Origin of the sequence: Baaleninema simplex PCC 7105, from assembly GCF_000332355.1 — a bacterium.
In the GTDB taxonomy this organism is placed as follows: Bacteria; Cyanobacteriota; Cyanobacteriia; order Cyanobacteriales; family Geitlerinemataceae; genus Baaleninema; species Baaleninema simplex.
In genome coordinates this window covers 241,969-257,018 of the sequence record NZ_KB235959.1, presented here as the reverse complement: position 1 = coordinate 257,018, position 15,050 = coordinate 241,969, and the positions used below count along the sequence as shown (strand labels likewise).

Here is a 15,050-nt window from a genome sequence, read left to right as displayed (position 1 = left end):
AGCCCCCGACACGATGGAGGTTCTCCACCTCTGTGATACCAGTCGAGGATTTCCTGGCGTTGGGATTCCTTGAGGCAATCACGAGCCAAATTCCAGACACCGGGATGACCGTCGGCCACGACACTCACCGACTCAGCCCTTGGCTGTTGGCGTACCCAGTCGGCCAATTGAGCGTTGTCTTGAAAGACGGCGGCACAAACCTGTCCGTGTAGAGCAATGGCTTTGTAGTCGCGCCAGAGACTTTCTTGTCCTTTAGGGGTGCGTAGTCGCACCTTGCCACCATCAACACTCATTTCCCTCACCGAGTCTTGGCTTTGGCTCAATGACAGTGCGTTTTGGCGGGCTTGGCGATGCTGAGTGCCGTGAGAAACCTTGACCCCAGTCAGGACTTCGATATCGACTTCAGCGTTAGCGAAGGATTCGTTGGCACAAAGGAGCAACGAACAACGTTCTAGATGAGGACTCACTCGTGTGCGGGGCTTAACCTTTAAGCGTTTGGCTTGATTACTGGTTAGGGAGACTTCTCCAATACAGCTCCTAATTTTTCGTTCTCGTCCGCTACGAGTCTGGCTGCTTTGGGCAAAAAAAATAGGGCCAGTTCCGGGCCAAGGGTTTCGAGCCAGTGGTCGCGCAGGCTCAGCTCGATGCTCTCGAAGTCTTGGACTTTCTCTTTAGGGGTATTTTGGTACAGGATGTGGGCGATGGTTTCGGCGGCTTGTTTGAGTTGTTGACGTTCTTCTGGGGTCATCGACGACTGGGGAATGCTTTACCCTCTATTCTCCCAGACCGGTCAATGCGTATTTATACTCATTGCCTTAACTAGATGCTCCCCTACTCAGTAGATGACCACTCTAACCCGAAAATTATAGCTTTTTGTGATAACTTTAATTTTTTTTATTATTTTTATTTATACTAAAATAACCCTGCCGGAGATTTGGACACTTAAACAAGAGGAAGGGCATTTTTTATAACAGATGCCTGAACCTCTTGTATGATCTAAGGCTATAAGTATTCCCGAGAAGACCATGGCGAGAACGGCTAATCCTCGCAGACTATCCAGGGCGAGCGATCGTTGGGTCACAGTGGTCGCGGGTGAAGCTCGTCCCCTATTATGGGCTAAGATAGGAGGGAAAGAATGGTGTTTGGTGGGAAGTGCCTGGCCTCGTCAGTAAGGGCAAAACATTTTTCGCCCCTACTCCTGCTTATGAATGATAACGGTTTAAGTTATGCCAGTATCCTCAGAGACGGTTCGCTGGACGATCGCCGATTTAGAGTTATTTGATGACCCGAATAACTCCTATGAAATCGTAGATGGACAACTGATTGTGACTCGCGCCCCTCATTGGCAGCACCAAGAAATTAGTGGTAATGTCTATATGGTCTTAAAAGCCTGGTCGCGTCAAACGGGATTGGGACGAACGGCGATCGCTCCAGGGATTATTTTTTCAGATATCAACAGTGTCATCCCCGATGTGGCTTGGGTGAGTCAGCAACGACTGGATGCGTGTTTAGATGAGTCTGGCCATCTAACCGCCGCCCCGGATTTGGTGGTGGAAGTCTTGTCGAACTCCCAACGCGATCGCCAACGGGATTACGAACTCAAACTCAAACTCTATTCATCGGAAGGGGTTTTAGAGTATTGGATTCTGGATCGACACAAGCAGGAATTGAAAGTCTATCGCCGGGATGGTTCTCGGTTAAGCCTCTCAGAAACTCTATTTTCTAGGGATTCCCTCACCAGTCCGATTCTACCGGGATTTTCTTGTGTTGTATCGGATTTGTTTGATTAGAGGTTTGCGAAGGGTGCGTTCTGGCTTTTGTAGGGGCGAAAAATTTTTCGCCCCTACAAAAGAAATACCGGGTCAAGAGATCGATCGTAATAAGAATGGTGCGTTCCGGCAAGTTGTCCAGGAGGGGTAAAGGTTTAAACGGATTGCAAGCCGGAACACACCCTACTGGCTATTCTCTATCGTATCGCGGGTGTTGGTGCGGAATCTTCACGGTTGCTGTCCTGACGACTAGCGACAGTATTCGAGTCGGTTCGTAAGGCTGGCAAACTCGTTTTTTTCTGACTCGTTGTCTTCTAAGATAATTTTCGAGCCGATCCGTCCGATCGCAGACGGTAAGTGACCGCGAGGTGCGTTCGTTCTGAAGGTAAGACGATCGATCGCTCGAGCGTTTTGCCAACCAACTTCTTCTAAAAACGCTTGACGAACGCGCTCGTCTGCATTGGCAGATCCCCCCACGTTTTGCCAAATTTGACTTTGGACGCTGAAGCCAAACCGACTCTCTCCCGACACAATTTCTCGACTGTATTCACCCCAGAGGCGATCGAGCGTCAGCAAATCGGTGCAAGGAAACGTATCGATACTTTGTCTGTCGAGAAAACCGGCTTGGGTGCGATCGGAAATCTCGAACGCCAGACGCGCTGTTTCGTCGTCGGCTTTACGCCAACGTCGTTCTTTCAACGCCTCGTGTAACCGATCGTAGTTCTTACCGCGCTCCGATTGTCGTCCGACTTGCGCCCAAATTTGCTGTCGTGAGGGCCAGTTCGGATCGACTCCCGCCCAAAGTTCTAAAATGACAACGCGATCGCCGTTTTTGACCGTACCGGTAATGTCGGGATTTAAGAGATATTCCGAACCTTGAGGCGGAGTGCTGCGAATGTTACTCGTTTGCTCCACTCGGACGGTGACAGTTCGTCCCGTTTCTGGAATCTGAGGAGGTTCGATCGCGATCGGGGTTTGTCGTTCCTGTTCTAGTAATGGCGTTCCAGGATCTATCGGGGTTGACGTACCTTCGATCGCACCGAGGCGAATCCATCCCAATGGTTGCACGAGAGAGTCGAGTTCGGGTTCTTGACGTTCGATATCCTCGGGAGAAGGTGGGGAATCTCGGAATTGCCACCATGCAACGGGAACCCCAAACAGTAACACGAGAACAGCCACCACCCATCGACGACGAACGAAACGGCGATCGCGCTTGACATCGGGTTCTCGAGGGGGTTCGTCGTGCGGCTTCTCGGGTATTTCTGGCTCGATGGCTGGCTTTTCCGAGACCTTCGGTGTCAGGCGTCCTTCAATGGCCGCCACGTCTTCGGCCCGCAAACCCAGAACGTCGCGCAATCGGCTTAATTCCTGTCGCGTCACCTCACTTAACGGGAATTCGTTCTGTACGGTTTTCTCGAACGCTCGCTCGTAATGGGCGAGATTCTCTTGATATTTGCGATAGGGTTCTAAAACCTCTGCTTCGATTTGTCGAGCGACTTCAGAATCGAGCTGTAACTGTTCCCGTAACGCATCTAAAGCGAGGCGAGCGACCTCAGAAATTTGACCGTCGCGGACGAACCGATCGACTTCTTGACGGTATCGTAACTCGGGATCCTGTTGGGCTGCGTTGGCGACGATAATGCGAAACCCTTCTTCAACGGCGAAAATTTTGGGTTTCATGGCCGGTGCGGCTTCGCGAACTTTTTGTCTGGCGTAATCGTGTAGCTCGTCAATGGAAATTTTGCCGTCTGCGTCTAAGTCCGCCGCTCCCGTGCGAATGCCTTCTACTAAGTAGCGCGTGTAAACTGATAACGCTTCGTTTTCTTGCTCGAACGAATATTGAATAGCTGTCGATGAAGTGAGGACGGCTCGCCCTTCTCCGCCGAGTTGCGATCGCACGTCCACGGTGCGATCGTCTTTTGCGGTCATTCCTTCTGCAAACGCACCGCTAAAACAACAGTCGAGCATGACGATCTGACGTTTGCAACGACTGCCGCTCATCATATCCTGTACGAAATTGGCAGGAACGGCGGTGGATTTGAGCAATTCTCCACTTTGACTCTTTTTGGTGATTCGGGTGGCAAAATAGAGGCGACCGCTTTCGTCTTTGATACCGTGTCCCGAGAAAAAGAGTAATGCAAGATCGCCTTTTTGACAGTTGGAAAATAAAAGCTCGATTTCCTGTTCCATCTGCTGGCGATCGGGATCGAGTAATGTTTTGACGCGATCGAATCCTCCGAGTTCGCGATTTTCTAGCACCGCTTTCATGGCATTGACATCTGCGATCGCGCCGGGAAGGGGAGTTAGTCCGGCAGCGTACTGACTCACGCCGATGAGTAGGGCTGTTTTTGTCATTTTACTTAGGGTTTTCTGAAAAAGTATTCAAGTTAAAGTGTGGGAAGGGAACAGGGAACAGGGAACAGGGGATCGGAAGCTGAGGAATGCGTGCGACTCGCGATTGACTTTCTCTCGAATTTTTAATTTCATTATAGACAAAAACTCGGAACCTTTTAGGGAGCAATTCCCTTAACATCCTTTTTTATAAAAGTTTCTGCTTTATTCAGCATACTCTACTTAAATTTTTTGTTTTTATAGCCGTCCCAAATGAGTTGTCAAAAATTAAAACACCCAAAAAAAACGATTCCCCGTTCCCCGTTCTCGATTTTGTTACATAACCGATCTAGGGTTGCTATATAAGTATTCAAATGTATTGCAATTTGTTCGAGCTTACGCTTTCGCCCATTGCATAGCTTGTTGGATCGCAAATTCGAGTTCTTCTCGGCTGCTGGCAGATACTTCGAGAACTTTGCCTTCTACTTCAACTTTCAGATCGATCGTTTTTCCAGACAGGCGATCGCCTAAAAATCTAAACAATGCTTCAACATTTTCTCGAGTTACTTCTGCGGTCAGCAAGCCAATTAAAAAGCCGCCAAAAGCTTTGTTCCTTTGAGGGGGGTTCGGATCGAGAACGCGATCGACTCGCTCGACCTCATCGAGTTTCTTCAAGCTATTGAAAAGCCGTTGAGTTTCCATTTCTTTTTCGTCCTCGTCTAAATCGGTATCGACAAACGAAACCGTGATTTGAATTGAAGAGTTAGTTTCCATTTTTTTTAGAAATAACGAATAGATCGCTCGATTCTGTTATACCAAAACCTCATAGGAACTGTCTTCAAAACGAATCAAATCTTCAAATTTTGTAAGCCGATCGCATCGCAGTCAGTCGTTCCGAGACGATCGTGTCGGCGATCGCGCTTTAAATTCGCGAAAATAGGACATAATTGAAAACGATTTGCAGAAATTGGAGATCGAACCGGTGAGCGATACACCTAAAATTCTCGCGTTTGCAGGCAGTGCTAGAGATGGCTCCTTCAACAAAAAACTCGTGAAAATTGCGGCCTCGGGAGCCGAAGCCGCTGGAGCGAAAGTCACCTATCTCGACTTTCGAGAGTTGCCCCTTCCCCTTTACGACGAGGATTTAGAGGCAAAATCGGGCATTCCCGACAACGCGATGCAGTTGAAAGCGTTGATGAAGTCCCATCAGGGCTTTTTGATTTCCTGCCCCGAATACAACAGCTCGATTACCCCGCTGTTGAAAAATGCCATCGACTGGGCGTCTCGTTCCGAACCGGGAGAACCGCCGCTAGCGTTAACCTGTTTTCGCGGCAAAGCAGCGGCAATTATGAGCGTGTCTCCTGGCGGTTTTGGGGGAATGCGCGGACTCGTCCACGTGCGAGATATTCTCGGAAATATCGGCGTGTTGGTGTTGCCCGGCGAGAAGTCGATTTCCAACGCTTACGAGGCATTTGACGAGAGCGATCGCCTCAAAAACGAAAAACAGCAGGCAGCAGTGGAAGATTTAGGCAAGCAACTGGCGGAAGTGCTGGCTAAACTCTCGTAGTCTGTGCGATTTTTCCAGATTTTAGGCAAATACTCGGTAAGTCGATCGGACTTGCCGAGTTTTGAACGATTGAATTGTTTTTTTAAACAACTTAGGCGATCGCACCGCGAAAGACCTCTTGACAACTCGGGCAATTTTTGAGATTCTAAGAAAAATAATTGTAGGGTCGAACCTGAATATACGCTTGATTTTTTATTCAATACTTGTAATTCGACCTCAACAAAAATAAAAATCGCAACGATCGCCCCCAGGACTACAACTTCCCCATCACCTCAGACAGCAGAGCCGGAGGAAGTCGAGAAAAAGCTCGAGATTGCCCCTCAATGCCGCCAATGGCGTAACACTGACGAACCGAACGAGCGATCGCCTCGATAGCCGTTTTCGCCCGTTCGGGGCGATCGTGCCAGCCTTCTAACGCCTTGAGATGGTGGTGTAGCGCCGTTTCGAGATGTTGGAGAGCCTCGGCGCGATCGCACTGCAACGCTAGGCGATCGTGTGCCAACCCGAGATTGTTGTGCGTGGCGTTGGCGTCGAAGGTCAGGGAGTCTAAAGAGTCCGAGACCGCGATCGCCGTTTCGTAGGCTGCGATCGACTGTTCCAAATACGCCTTGGCCGTCGGCGGATCGGACTGCGTTTGTTGTGCCAAATGCCAGTACGCCGTTCCCAAATTGTTCTGCGTCGCCGCACAGCCAGCGGGGAAGCGATCGGGGGTGCGATAGCGTAACGCCTCCCGATACGCCGCCACCGCCAAATGCAAACATTCCGGGGCTTGCGCCTGTTGAGAGAGCGTCCAGTAGGCCGTCCCGATGTTGTTTTGCAACATGGCGTAATTGAGTTCGTCGCGATCGCTGGTGTAGTATTCCAACGCTGCCGCATAAGCGGCGATCGCTGCGTTGAGGTGTGTCGTCGCCTCGCCGTATTGCGCCAAACTCCAGTAAGCCGTACCCAAGTTGTTTTGCAGGGCGGCGTACTGTTGCGGGTCGGTCTCAGGATCGTGACAGTACAAAGCTGCTTCAAAGGCTGCGATCGCCCGTTTCCAATCTCGAGGCTGTTGGCGAACCCGCGCCAAATCCGCGTACACCGAACCGATATTGTGTTGCAGCGTCGCCCAAATCTGCGGTTGCCTTTTCATATCGAGGAGCGACAACCCCTCCCGATACGCCTCTAAACTTGCTTCGAGGTCGCGGAGTTTTACCTCGCGGGGTTGCGACTTCGAGAGCAGCCCCTGTAACGTTCCGATGTCGTTGAGAGCCGCCAGACAGCGCCCCCCATCTGCCTCGGGATCGAGTTGCCACAGTTGTACGGCGCGGCGGTAAAGTCGAACGGCGACGCGGGCGCACGCTTCCGAAGGCGAATCCCCCTCGAGTCGTTCGCGGTAGCGGTTTCCCAAGTGGTAATAGCGATCGGCCAGTTGAGACGGACTAGCACGGCGTTCGTGCAGTCGGTCGATATCGTGTAACAGTGCCACAGGGTCGATCGTCTCGAACTCGTGACGGGTAGCGAGAACCGAACGCACCAAGGCCGCATCGATCTGTTTCCAAACCGGAGGCGGCGGAATGCGTTTCGCTAACGTGCGTTTCGGCGACGGACGAGACGGGGGCGTCGTCGTCGGAACCGCCGAAGTAGACTGTCCGGTCGGTTCGCCGTGAAACTCGAATACCCCCGTGCAATGTTGCCAAAATTCCGGGGCGGACTGTTGGATGACGTGCAGCCAAGGACGAGAAATCCAAAAGATTAAACTGATATCGAGAGAAGCGATCGCGCCGGGCATTTCGCGCAGATGTTTGAGAAACGACCATTGACTGTTCGCCGACTGGCGCGTCAGTGCCGAAATCCCCAAGACTTGCACTCCCATTGGCTTACGATCGAGCGGCGTCGGCGCGTCTCGCGACGTGGGGAGAACGCGGCGAATTTGCACCAACGGTTCGGGGTGACTGATATCAAATTGCACGCTCAGCAGTCGGATTTGCGGACTGAGTTCGGCTTGCAGTCGAGCCGCCAGTGCGTTCGATCGCGCCGTATCGTCGCAGACGGCTAAAAACAACTGTCGGCGCAACCCCAACGCCAAGGCCAACTTGAGTCGTTGGTAAACCGGTTGGTTCGGGTCTGACGGTTCGGGGGTTGCAATACCCGAAGCCGCCAAATGGGTTGGCGTCGAGGCGGATGGCACGGACATAAGGCGCGATCGAAGCTGTGGAGGTCTATTCCTTTTTTCACGAATCCCGTTGATAGTCAGGAATTTACCGGGAGAAGGGGAGAGGGGGAGAGGGGGGAGAGGGGGAGAAGGGGAGAGGGGGAGAGGGGGAGAGGGGGAGAGGGGGAGAAGGGGAGAGGGGGAGAAGGGGAGAAGTTGGCGGTGCGTGACAGAGCGATCGGTCTCACGATTTACACCCGATTTTTTAAGTCACGCACCCTACAACGGGTGACTGTCAAAGTGACAGCCTTTCGCCTGTCACGGGAAATTCCGAAAGGTTGTGGGTTTTGGCTAAACTGAAAAAGTCTCGTTCCCATCGATACGAGTGACGGGGCGATCGCGTTTTCTACAGCGACGGAGCCGAAGATGGACTTAGAACGCCAAAACGATACGTTACTGCGCGAATTGGCGTTCGCGATCGAATCGGCGCAGGGACAGTTCAAATTGATGTTCGCCCGGTGCAATTACGACGCCTTGCGATCGCACCTCCTCGAAAAACTCACGAGTCTCGTCTCGGTGGAGGTCCTCGACTTGCGCCTGTCTCCCGACGCCTGTAGTCTGTTTCACGCCGTCAAAGCGACCGCCGCCACCCAGAAACCGGCGGTTCTCTCCGTTTGCGGCCTCGACGACATCGCCAATCGAGAGCGCCTGTTACAAGCGAACTCTACGGTGCGGGAAGAATTTCGCAAACGTTTTCCCTTCCCCATCGTGCTGTGGGCTAACGACGATCTCTTAGCGCAACTGGTGCGTCGCGTTCCCGACTTTGAAAGCTGGGGCATCACGTACGAATTTAGCTTATCCGCCCCGCAAATTCTCCATTGGATCGAAGCCCGTACCGAACGCGCCTTTCATACCGTTCTCAACGCTTCCTCGACTCACTTGCTAGCCGTCGCCAGCGGCTTCGACGACCGCGATCGCAAAGAGTTGCGATCGGCCTTGCAAACCTTACAACAACAGCGAGTGTCCCTCTCGCCGTCTCTGCGAGCGTCGGTACAGTTCCTCGTCGGACGCCACGCCTACGATCGCGATCGCCTCGAAACCGCCCGCCAATACTTCGATCGCAGCCTCGACTACTGGAACCGACAACCCGACGATCGCCCCGTTCTCGAAAAGCAGGCGGCGATCTCTCTGCACCTCGGACTCGTCCACCTGCGCTACTGCGACGCCACCGAAACCGACGAACGGTTGAGTTGCGCTAAAACCGCCCTGACCCAGAGTCTCGAGATCTTCGATCGCGCCGGACGAGAAGACTGCACCGCCGGCCCGATAACCCTCCTCGAAGAAGTCCTCGATCGCCTGCACCAGTGGGACGACTTACAAACCCTCGCCCATCGCGCCGTCAACCTGCATCAAACCTATGGCGACCCCATCCAACAGGCGATCGATTACGGATTTCTAGCCAAAATCTCCGCCATCGAACAGCGGTGGTATCGCGCGCACCTGTGGGTGGATAAAGCGATGGAGGTTCTCGCGCAACAAAAAGTCGCCGAAACCAAAGGCCCCGCACCGTACCGAGCCTTACTGACCCAACAGTTTCGCCTCGACCTCGTCACCATCCAAACCCACCTCAAGCTGCACGATCGCGCCCGAGACAACCTCGAATGCGCGCTGCAAGAGCTTCCCGACGCCTTGCGCGATCCCTCCCACCAACTCGACCCCCAACGCTACCTGCGATCGCTCGATATCCTGCAAACCAGCTACCGCCATCACCACCAGTATCTGGCTGCGTTTCACCTCAAACAACACCAGCGCTCGATCGAGCAACAGTACGGATTCCGCGCCTTCATCGGCGCCGGTCAACTCCGACCCCAACGTCAAGCCCTCAACCTGCGCCGCCCTCACAGCCCGAATCGCGAACGTATCGCCCCGGAAATTCTCGCCTCGCCACGACAGTTCGATATCGATCGCCTCATCGAACGCATCGCCCGTCCCGATCGCAAACTCATCGTTCTCTACGGCCCCTCGGGCGTCGGAAAAAGTTCCCTCGTCGATGCGGGGTTCGTTCCGGCGTTGCACCAATCCACCCTCGCCACCCGAGAAGTCCTTCCCGTGGTGCTGCGCGTTTACAGCAACTGGTGCGATCGCCTGGCTCGCCGACTCTACACCGCCCTCGTCCGCGCCAACGCCAAATCCCTCGCCGTCAAATTTCTCGCCCCCACCCTCGAGACGCACCTCGAGCAAATCCTCGACGCCCTCACCGCCGTCGTCGATCGCAACCGCATCGTGGTTTTAATTTTCGACCAGTTCGAGGAATTTTTTTTCGTTCGCACCCCCAGCCAGTACCGCCGCATCTTTTATGAATTTCTCGATCGCTGCTTCGATATCCCCTACGTCAAAGTGGTTCTTTCTCTGCGCGAAGACTACCTGCACCACCTTCTCGAATGCGATCGTCAAGTCGTTATCGACGCCCTCGACAACGACATCCTCAACAAAAATAACCGCTACTACCTCAGCAACTTTTCCCCCGACGACACCCGCCACCTGATTCGCCACCTCACCGAAACCCGACCTCACCTGGAACTCGAGGACGAACTCATCGACGAACTGGTGCGCGACTTATCTCGCGAAACCGGCGACGTGCGCCCCATCGAACTGCAAATCGTCGGCGCTAGTCTCCAACAGGACAATATCACCACCCTCGAAAAATACCGCCAGCTCGGAACCAACCCCAAACAAGAACTCGTCGAACGCTTCCTCGAGGACGCCGTGCGCGATTGCGGAGCCGAAAACGAAGACGCCGCCCGCCAACTCCTCTACCACCTGACTGACAAATACGGAAACCGCCCCATCAAATCCTACAGCGAACTGGTGCGGGACTTGAGCGGCAGTACCGACACCTTAGACTCGATGTTCAAGTCAGTGCTGGATTTAGTCCTCGAAATTTTCGTCAAATCCGGCTTAGTGTCCTTACTTCCCGAGGTTCCCGACAACCGCTACCAACTGGTTCACGACTACCTCGTTCCCTTCATCCGCCAACATCGAGAACGGGCCGACTCCCAAGCCGTAGCGGACTTGCGGGCGCAGAATCGAAAACTCAGCCGCGAAAAAGACATTCTCCAACAACTGACCTTAGCGCAGAAACGCCAGCGCAACAGCGACACCCGCCTCAAACGCTTTCTCGTGACCGGTGCGATCGCCTCGTTGTTCGGAACCCTCGTTCTCGGAATCTTCGCCAACGTCGCCCAGCGAGAACGCCGCAACGCCGCCCTCGCCGAAATCGAAGCCCGCAACGCCGCCGCCAGTCGCACCTCGACCCCCGATCGCTTCGCCGCGTTGTTACAAAGTCTCTACGCCGCCTCGAAAATCCAACAACTCGACCCGCCCCCGGATCTCTCGTTGCAAAGTCAGACGGTGCGGATCTTACAGCACAGTCTCGACACCACCCGCGAACGCAACCGCCTCGAAGGCCATCGCAACAGCGTCGTCGATGTCAGCTTCAGTGCGGACGGAACGTTTTTGGCCACCGCGAGCTGGGACAATACGGTACGGTTGTGGCATCGCGACGGCACGTTGATGGCGGTCCTCACGGGACACGAAAAACCCGTCACGAGCGTTAGCGTCAGTCCCGACGGAACCCTCGTCGTGTCGGGAAGTTCTGACGGAACGGCCAAACTCTGGCGTCGCGACGGAACCCTCGTAAAAACGCTAACGCCAGAAGCAATGGTGACGAGCGTGGCTTTTAGTCCCAACGGGGAGATGTTGGCCACCGCTAGCGACAATGGAACCGTGCAATTGTGGACGGTGGCGGGAGAGCTACTGCAACGTTGGACGGGTCATCAGGGGTTCGTGTTTGCGATGGCGTTCGATCGCGCGGGAACGACGCTGTGGACGGCGGGAGGCGATACGGTGGCGATCGCCTGGACGCTAGACGGGACGGAAGTGCGGCGACTCGACGGACATCAGGGGGAAGTCACGGGAATTTCCGTCGCCCCCGACGGAGCGATCGCCACCGTCAGCACGGACAAAACCCTCAAACTCTGGACTCCCGACGGACAACTCCAGCGATCGGCGACGGCGGACGCCTTGCTGTTCGACGTGAGTTTCAGCCCCGACGGAACGACGTTAGCGACGACTGGAGAAGACCGCACGGTGAAGCTGTGGCACCGCGACGGAACGCTCCGTCAAACGCTCACCGGACACCGAAATCGCGTGTGGGCGGTGAGTTTCAGCCCCGATGGAGAAACGTTAGCCACGGCGAGTACGGACACTACAGTACGCCTGTGGGATCGCGACCCAACCCGGCGATCGATCCTGTCGGGTCACTTAGATTCGGTGTGGGCGGTGAGTTTCAGCCCCACGGAAGACTTGTTAGCCACCGCCAGCGCCGACAAGACAGTGAAACTCTGGAACCTCGACGGAACGCCGAACCGAACTCTCAACGGCCATCAAAACCGGGTTCACAGTATCGCCTTCAGCCCGGACGGACGGATTTTAGCCACCGCCAGCGCCGACGGAACGGCTCGATTGTGGCGGTTAGGTCAAACTGACCCCGTTGCCATCTTAAACCACCCCGACAGTGTCAAAAGTGCCAGTTTCAGCCCGGACGGAACGTTTCTGGCCACGGCCGGTCTCGACGGTTCGGTGGTGGTGTGGCGGGTGTCGGACGGGGTGCGAGTCCGGACGATCGCCGCTCACGCCGAACAAGCCAACGCCGTGATGTGGAGTCCCGACGGACGAACGCTGCTCTCGGCCAGCGATGATAAAACGTTTGCGCTGTGGTCGTTCGAGGGGAAACTGCTGCGGCGCGTCGAAACGCCGAGTTCGGTGTATTGGGCGAGTTTCAGTCCCGACGGCGAGGCGATCGCCACGGCGAGCAAGGACAACACCGTCAAGCTCTGGAACCGCGACGGCCTCCACCTTCAAACGTTTGAGGGGAATACGGCGTTTGACGGCCATACCGCCCCGGTTAACTGGGTGAGTTTCAGTCCCGACGGGGAACTCTTGGCGTCGGTGGGGAACGATCGCACGGTGAAGCTTTGGCGACGCGACGGAACGCTCCTGGACGATTTTGAAGCGCACACCGACAGCGTTCTCAGCGTGAGTTTCCACCCGCACGGCCATCTGTTCGCAACCGCCAGTAAGGACGGAACGGCGAAACTCTGGCTGCTTCCGAAAGGTGACAATTTAGAGCGTCTGTTACAACAGGGGTGTAGTTGGGTTCGGGATTATTTGCAAACCAATCCTCGCCTGCTGGAGCGCGATCGCACCCTCTGCGATCGACGCTCGAGGTCTTGACAAAAATACAATTGTGTGTATTGCTCGAAAACCGCAGTTCGCGGAAAACAGTCTTCGCGGTTCGCGGTTCCCTGCTCGTTGAAAAAGAGGCAATATTAAGGGGTAAGAGTAGGAGGGGGTGACAGTCGGTCGCGACAGTGTCTCAGGCAACTGTTCGACGTGCGTCCTTCTCGGGTTCTATATCCATCACGGTGTGCGGGAACCATGAATTTACAATCGATGCAGAACTGGCTCGGGACGATAAGGTGTCGGCTTTTAGAAGCATGGCCACATTCGCCAAGGCAACCGACGCATCCCGACTATCAGCGGTGGCGCGATCGCTTCGTGCGGCGGCGTTTGATATTGGGCGCGGTACTCGTCTGCTGCGTGTATTTCACGTTTTTCGGTCTCGAGCTGTGGCATTTAGCCTTCGAGATCGAAAAATTTAACCGGGATTGGATAGTCGTACAGCTCGTCACGTTGGCAGCGACGGGATTGTGTTTCGGCTGGCTGCGATCGCGTTGGGGATACCAGCGACTCGGTTGGGTGTTCGTGGTGTTTTCCATCTCGATTACCCTCACGCCGTTGGTGCAGCGGATCTTCACCGGAATCCTCGCCCCGTCGTTGATGGTGTGGCCGCTGGTGTTTCTCGCTCAAGCGACGCTGATACCCGTCTATTGGCGACTGCACGCGATCGCTCAACTGATTCCGTTGGGGGTTTACCTCGGCGCCTCGACGCTGTTGGGAATTCCGACACAAATTCCGATTCCAGAACTGACTCAGGGCGGATTGATGCTCTATTTGGGGTGGACTTGTGCCATCTGCGATCTGTCGGTGTTGTTTTACGAGAAGATGCAGCGAGCTGAATTTACCGCTCGACGTCAGTTAGAGGAAGCTTACGATCGCCTCTCTGAAGAACAAGCGCGATCGGAAAAGCTACTGTTGAATATTTTGCCGCGCCCCATCGCCCAACGGCTCAAAGCACAAACGCGTCACTGCGCGATCGCCGATAGTTTTTCGGACGCTGGGGTGTTGTTTGCCGATATCGTCGGCTTCACGAAACTGTCGGGACAAATTTCTCCCCCGGAATTGGTCGAGTTACTCAACGAAATTTTTTCGCAGTTCGATCGCCTGGCGGATTCCTACGGATTAGAAAAGATTAAAACCATCGGCGACGCATACATGGCAGTGTCGGGATTGCCCGAACCTCGAGCGGATTTCGACGCGGCGATCGCCGATATGGCCTTGGAAATGAAACAGGCGTTGCGAGCCTTTAACCGGCGACATCCCCATCAGTTTCAAATGCGGATCGGTATCGCCATCGGCCCCGTCGTTGCAGGCGTCATCGGCTTGAAAAAGTTTATTTACGATCTCTGGGGCGATACGGTCAACCTCGCCAGTCGCATGGAATCTCACGGCGTTCCCGACTGTATTCAGGTGACAGAGACTACCTACGAACGTCTCAAAGATCGCTATGAGTTCGAGTCGCGGGGGGCGATCGACATTAAAGGGAAAGGTACGATGACGACGTACTTGTTGCTCGCCAAGCGCCCGTCGCAACCGCTAACGGCCGGCGTCACAGCCAGCCCCAACCCGAAAAAAAACGCCCAGGACTGAAATCCGGGCGTTGCCATCAGGGTGCATCTACTGTGTTTACTATAGCCATGAGGGGTATGACCCCGCAACCCACTTTACCAAAATTTTACAATTCTAAGCGTCGGGGTTGCTTGCTGCTGTCGGGTCACGTCAAATTGTCTCAGTCAAATCTATAGCGGTTAAATCGACTTCTATCGCTGCAAAATCGCTAATATCGCAGTTTTAGGTGTTTTGATAAACTAAATCTTAGAAAAATTTTGCAATTTTTCCCGATCGCGTTCCGAAATCATCCTTCATCCGTTTCCGATAAGCGGGGATTCAAGAAGTCTTCACCACATCCCCCCTTAGCCCCCTATCCCCCCTTCGCCCCCCTTTGAAA

8 protein-coding genes and 1 pseudogene are annotated in these 15,050 nt (G+C 54.3%); 4 read left to right on the top strand and 5 right to left on the bottom strand.

What is annotated here, in order from left to right; all coding sequences use genetic code 11:
- Both GEI7105_RS38700 and GEI7105_RS0121005 read right to left on the bottom strand, forming a co-directional pair.
- Nucleotides 1-467, bottom strand: a pseudogene (locus tag GEI7105_RS38700) (ISKra4 family transposase); the annotation flags it as partial.
- Between the two features lie 44 nt (nucleotides 468-511).
- Complete coding sequence (locus tag GEI7105_RS0121005) at nucleotides 512-748, bottom strand: hypothetical protein (protein WP_017662383.1); 237 nt, start codon at nucleotides 746-748, stop codon at nucleotides 512-514.
- Nucleotides 749-1,226: 478 nt separating this feature from the next.
- Here GEI7105_RS0121005 and GEI7105_RS0121000 point away from each other — a divergent pair, with 478 nt between their 5' ends.
- Nucleotides 1,227-1,790: a Uma2 family endonuclease gene (locus GEI7105_RS0121000; RefSeq protein ID WP_017662382.1), complete on the top strand. Its 564-nt coding sequence runs from the start codon at nucleotides 1,227-1,229 to the stop codon at nucleotides 1,788-1,790.
- Nucleotides 1,791-2,018: 228 nt separating this feature from the next.
- Here GEI7105_RS0121000 and GEI7105_RS38695 read toward each other — a convergent pair whose 3' ends face one another.
- Nucleotides 2,019-4,124, bottom strand: coding sequence for a caspase, EACC1-associated type (locus GEI7105_RS38695; protein WP_071592093.1), 2,106 nt, complete (start codon nucleotides 4,122-4,124; stop codon nucleotides 2,019-2,021).
- A 372-nt stretch (nucleotides 4,125-4,496) separates the two neighbouring features.
- Complete coding sequence (locus tag GEI7105_RS0120990; protein WP_017662381.1) at nucleotides 4,497-4,874, bottom strand: hypothetical protein; 378 nt, start codon at nucleotides 4,872-4,874, stop codon at nucleotides 4,497-4,499.
- Nucleotides 4,875-5,082: 208 nt separating this feature from the next.
- On the opposite strand from GEI7105_RS0120990, the gene GEI7105_RS0120985 reads away from it, so the two are divergent.
- Nucleotides 5,083-5,667: an NADPH-dependent FMN reductase gene (locus tag GEI7105_RS0120985; RefSeq protein WP_026097834.1), complete on the top strand. Its 585-nt coding sequence runs from the start codon at nucleotides 5,083-5,085 to the stop codon at nucleotides 5,665-5,667.
- A 253-nt stretch (nucleotides 5,668-5,920) separates the two neighbouring features.
- Here GEI7105_RS0120985 and GEI7105_RS0120980 read toward each other — a convergent pair whose 3' ends face one another.
- The gene (locus tag GEI7105_RS0120980; RefSeq protein WP_017662379.1) at nucleotides 5,921-7,843 is read right to left on the bottom strand and encodes a tetratricopeptide repeat protein; all 1,923 of its coding nucleotides are present in this window, start codon (nucleotides 7,841-7,843) and stop codon (nucleotides 5,921-5,923) included.
- 384 nt (nucleotides 7,844-8,227) lie between these two features.
- On the opposite strand from GEI7105_RS0120980, the gene GEI7105_RS0120970 reads away from it, so the two are divergent.
- A complete protein-coding gene (locus tag GEI7105_RS0120970) occupies nucleotides 8,228-13,096 on the top strand; it encodes a WD40 domain-containing protein (protein WP_017662377.1) in 4,869 nt (1,622 codons plus the stop codon).
- Nucleotides 13,097-13,300: 204 nt separating this feature from the next.
- Nucleotides 13,301-14,692, top strand: a complete 1,392-nt coding sequence (locus GEI7105_RS41085; RefSeq protein WP_144053973.1) for an adenylate/guanylate cyclase domain-containing protein — start codon at nucleotides 13,301-13,303, stop codon at nucleotides 14,690-14,692.
- Nucleotides 14,693-15,050: the final 358 nt, after the last annotated feature.

What these genes read in the sequence shown, in the direction of transcription:
- GEI7105_RS0121005 (WP_017662383.1), bottom strand. Translation starts at nt 748, where the DNA reads ATGACCCCAGAAGAACGTCAACAACTCAAACAAGCCGCCGAAACCATC.
- GEI7105_RS0121000 (WP_017662382.1), top strand. Translation starts at nt 1,227, where the DNA reads ATGCCAGTATCCTCAGAGACGGTTCGCTGGACGATCGCCGATTTAGAG.
- GEI7105_RS38695 (WP_071592093.1), bottom strand. Translation starts at nt 4,124, where the DNA reads ATGACAAAAACAGCCCTACTCATCGGCGTGAGTCAGTACGCTGCCGGA.
- GEI7105_RS0120990 (WP_017662381.1), bottom strand. Translation starts at nt 4,874, where the DNA reads ATGGAAACTAACTCTTCAATTCAAATCACGGTTTCGTTTGTCGATACC.
- GEI7105_RS0120980 (WP_017662379.1), bottom strand. Translation starts at nt 7,843, where the DNA reads ATGTCCGTGCCATCCGCCTCGACGCCAACCCATTTGGCGGCTTCGGGT.
- GEI7105_RS0120970 (WP_017662377.1), top strand. Translation starts at nt 8,228, where the DNA reads ATGGACTTAGAACGCCAAAACGATACGTTACTGCGCGAATTGGCGTTC.
- GEI7105_RS41085 (WP_144053973.1), top strand. Translation starts at nt 13,301, where the DNA reads ATGAATTTACAATCGATGCAGAACTGGCTCGGGACGATAAGGTGTCGG.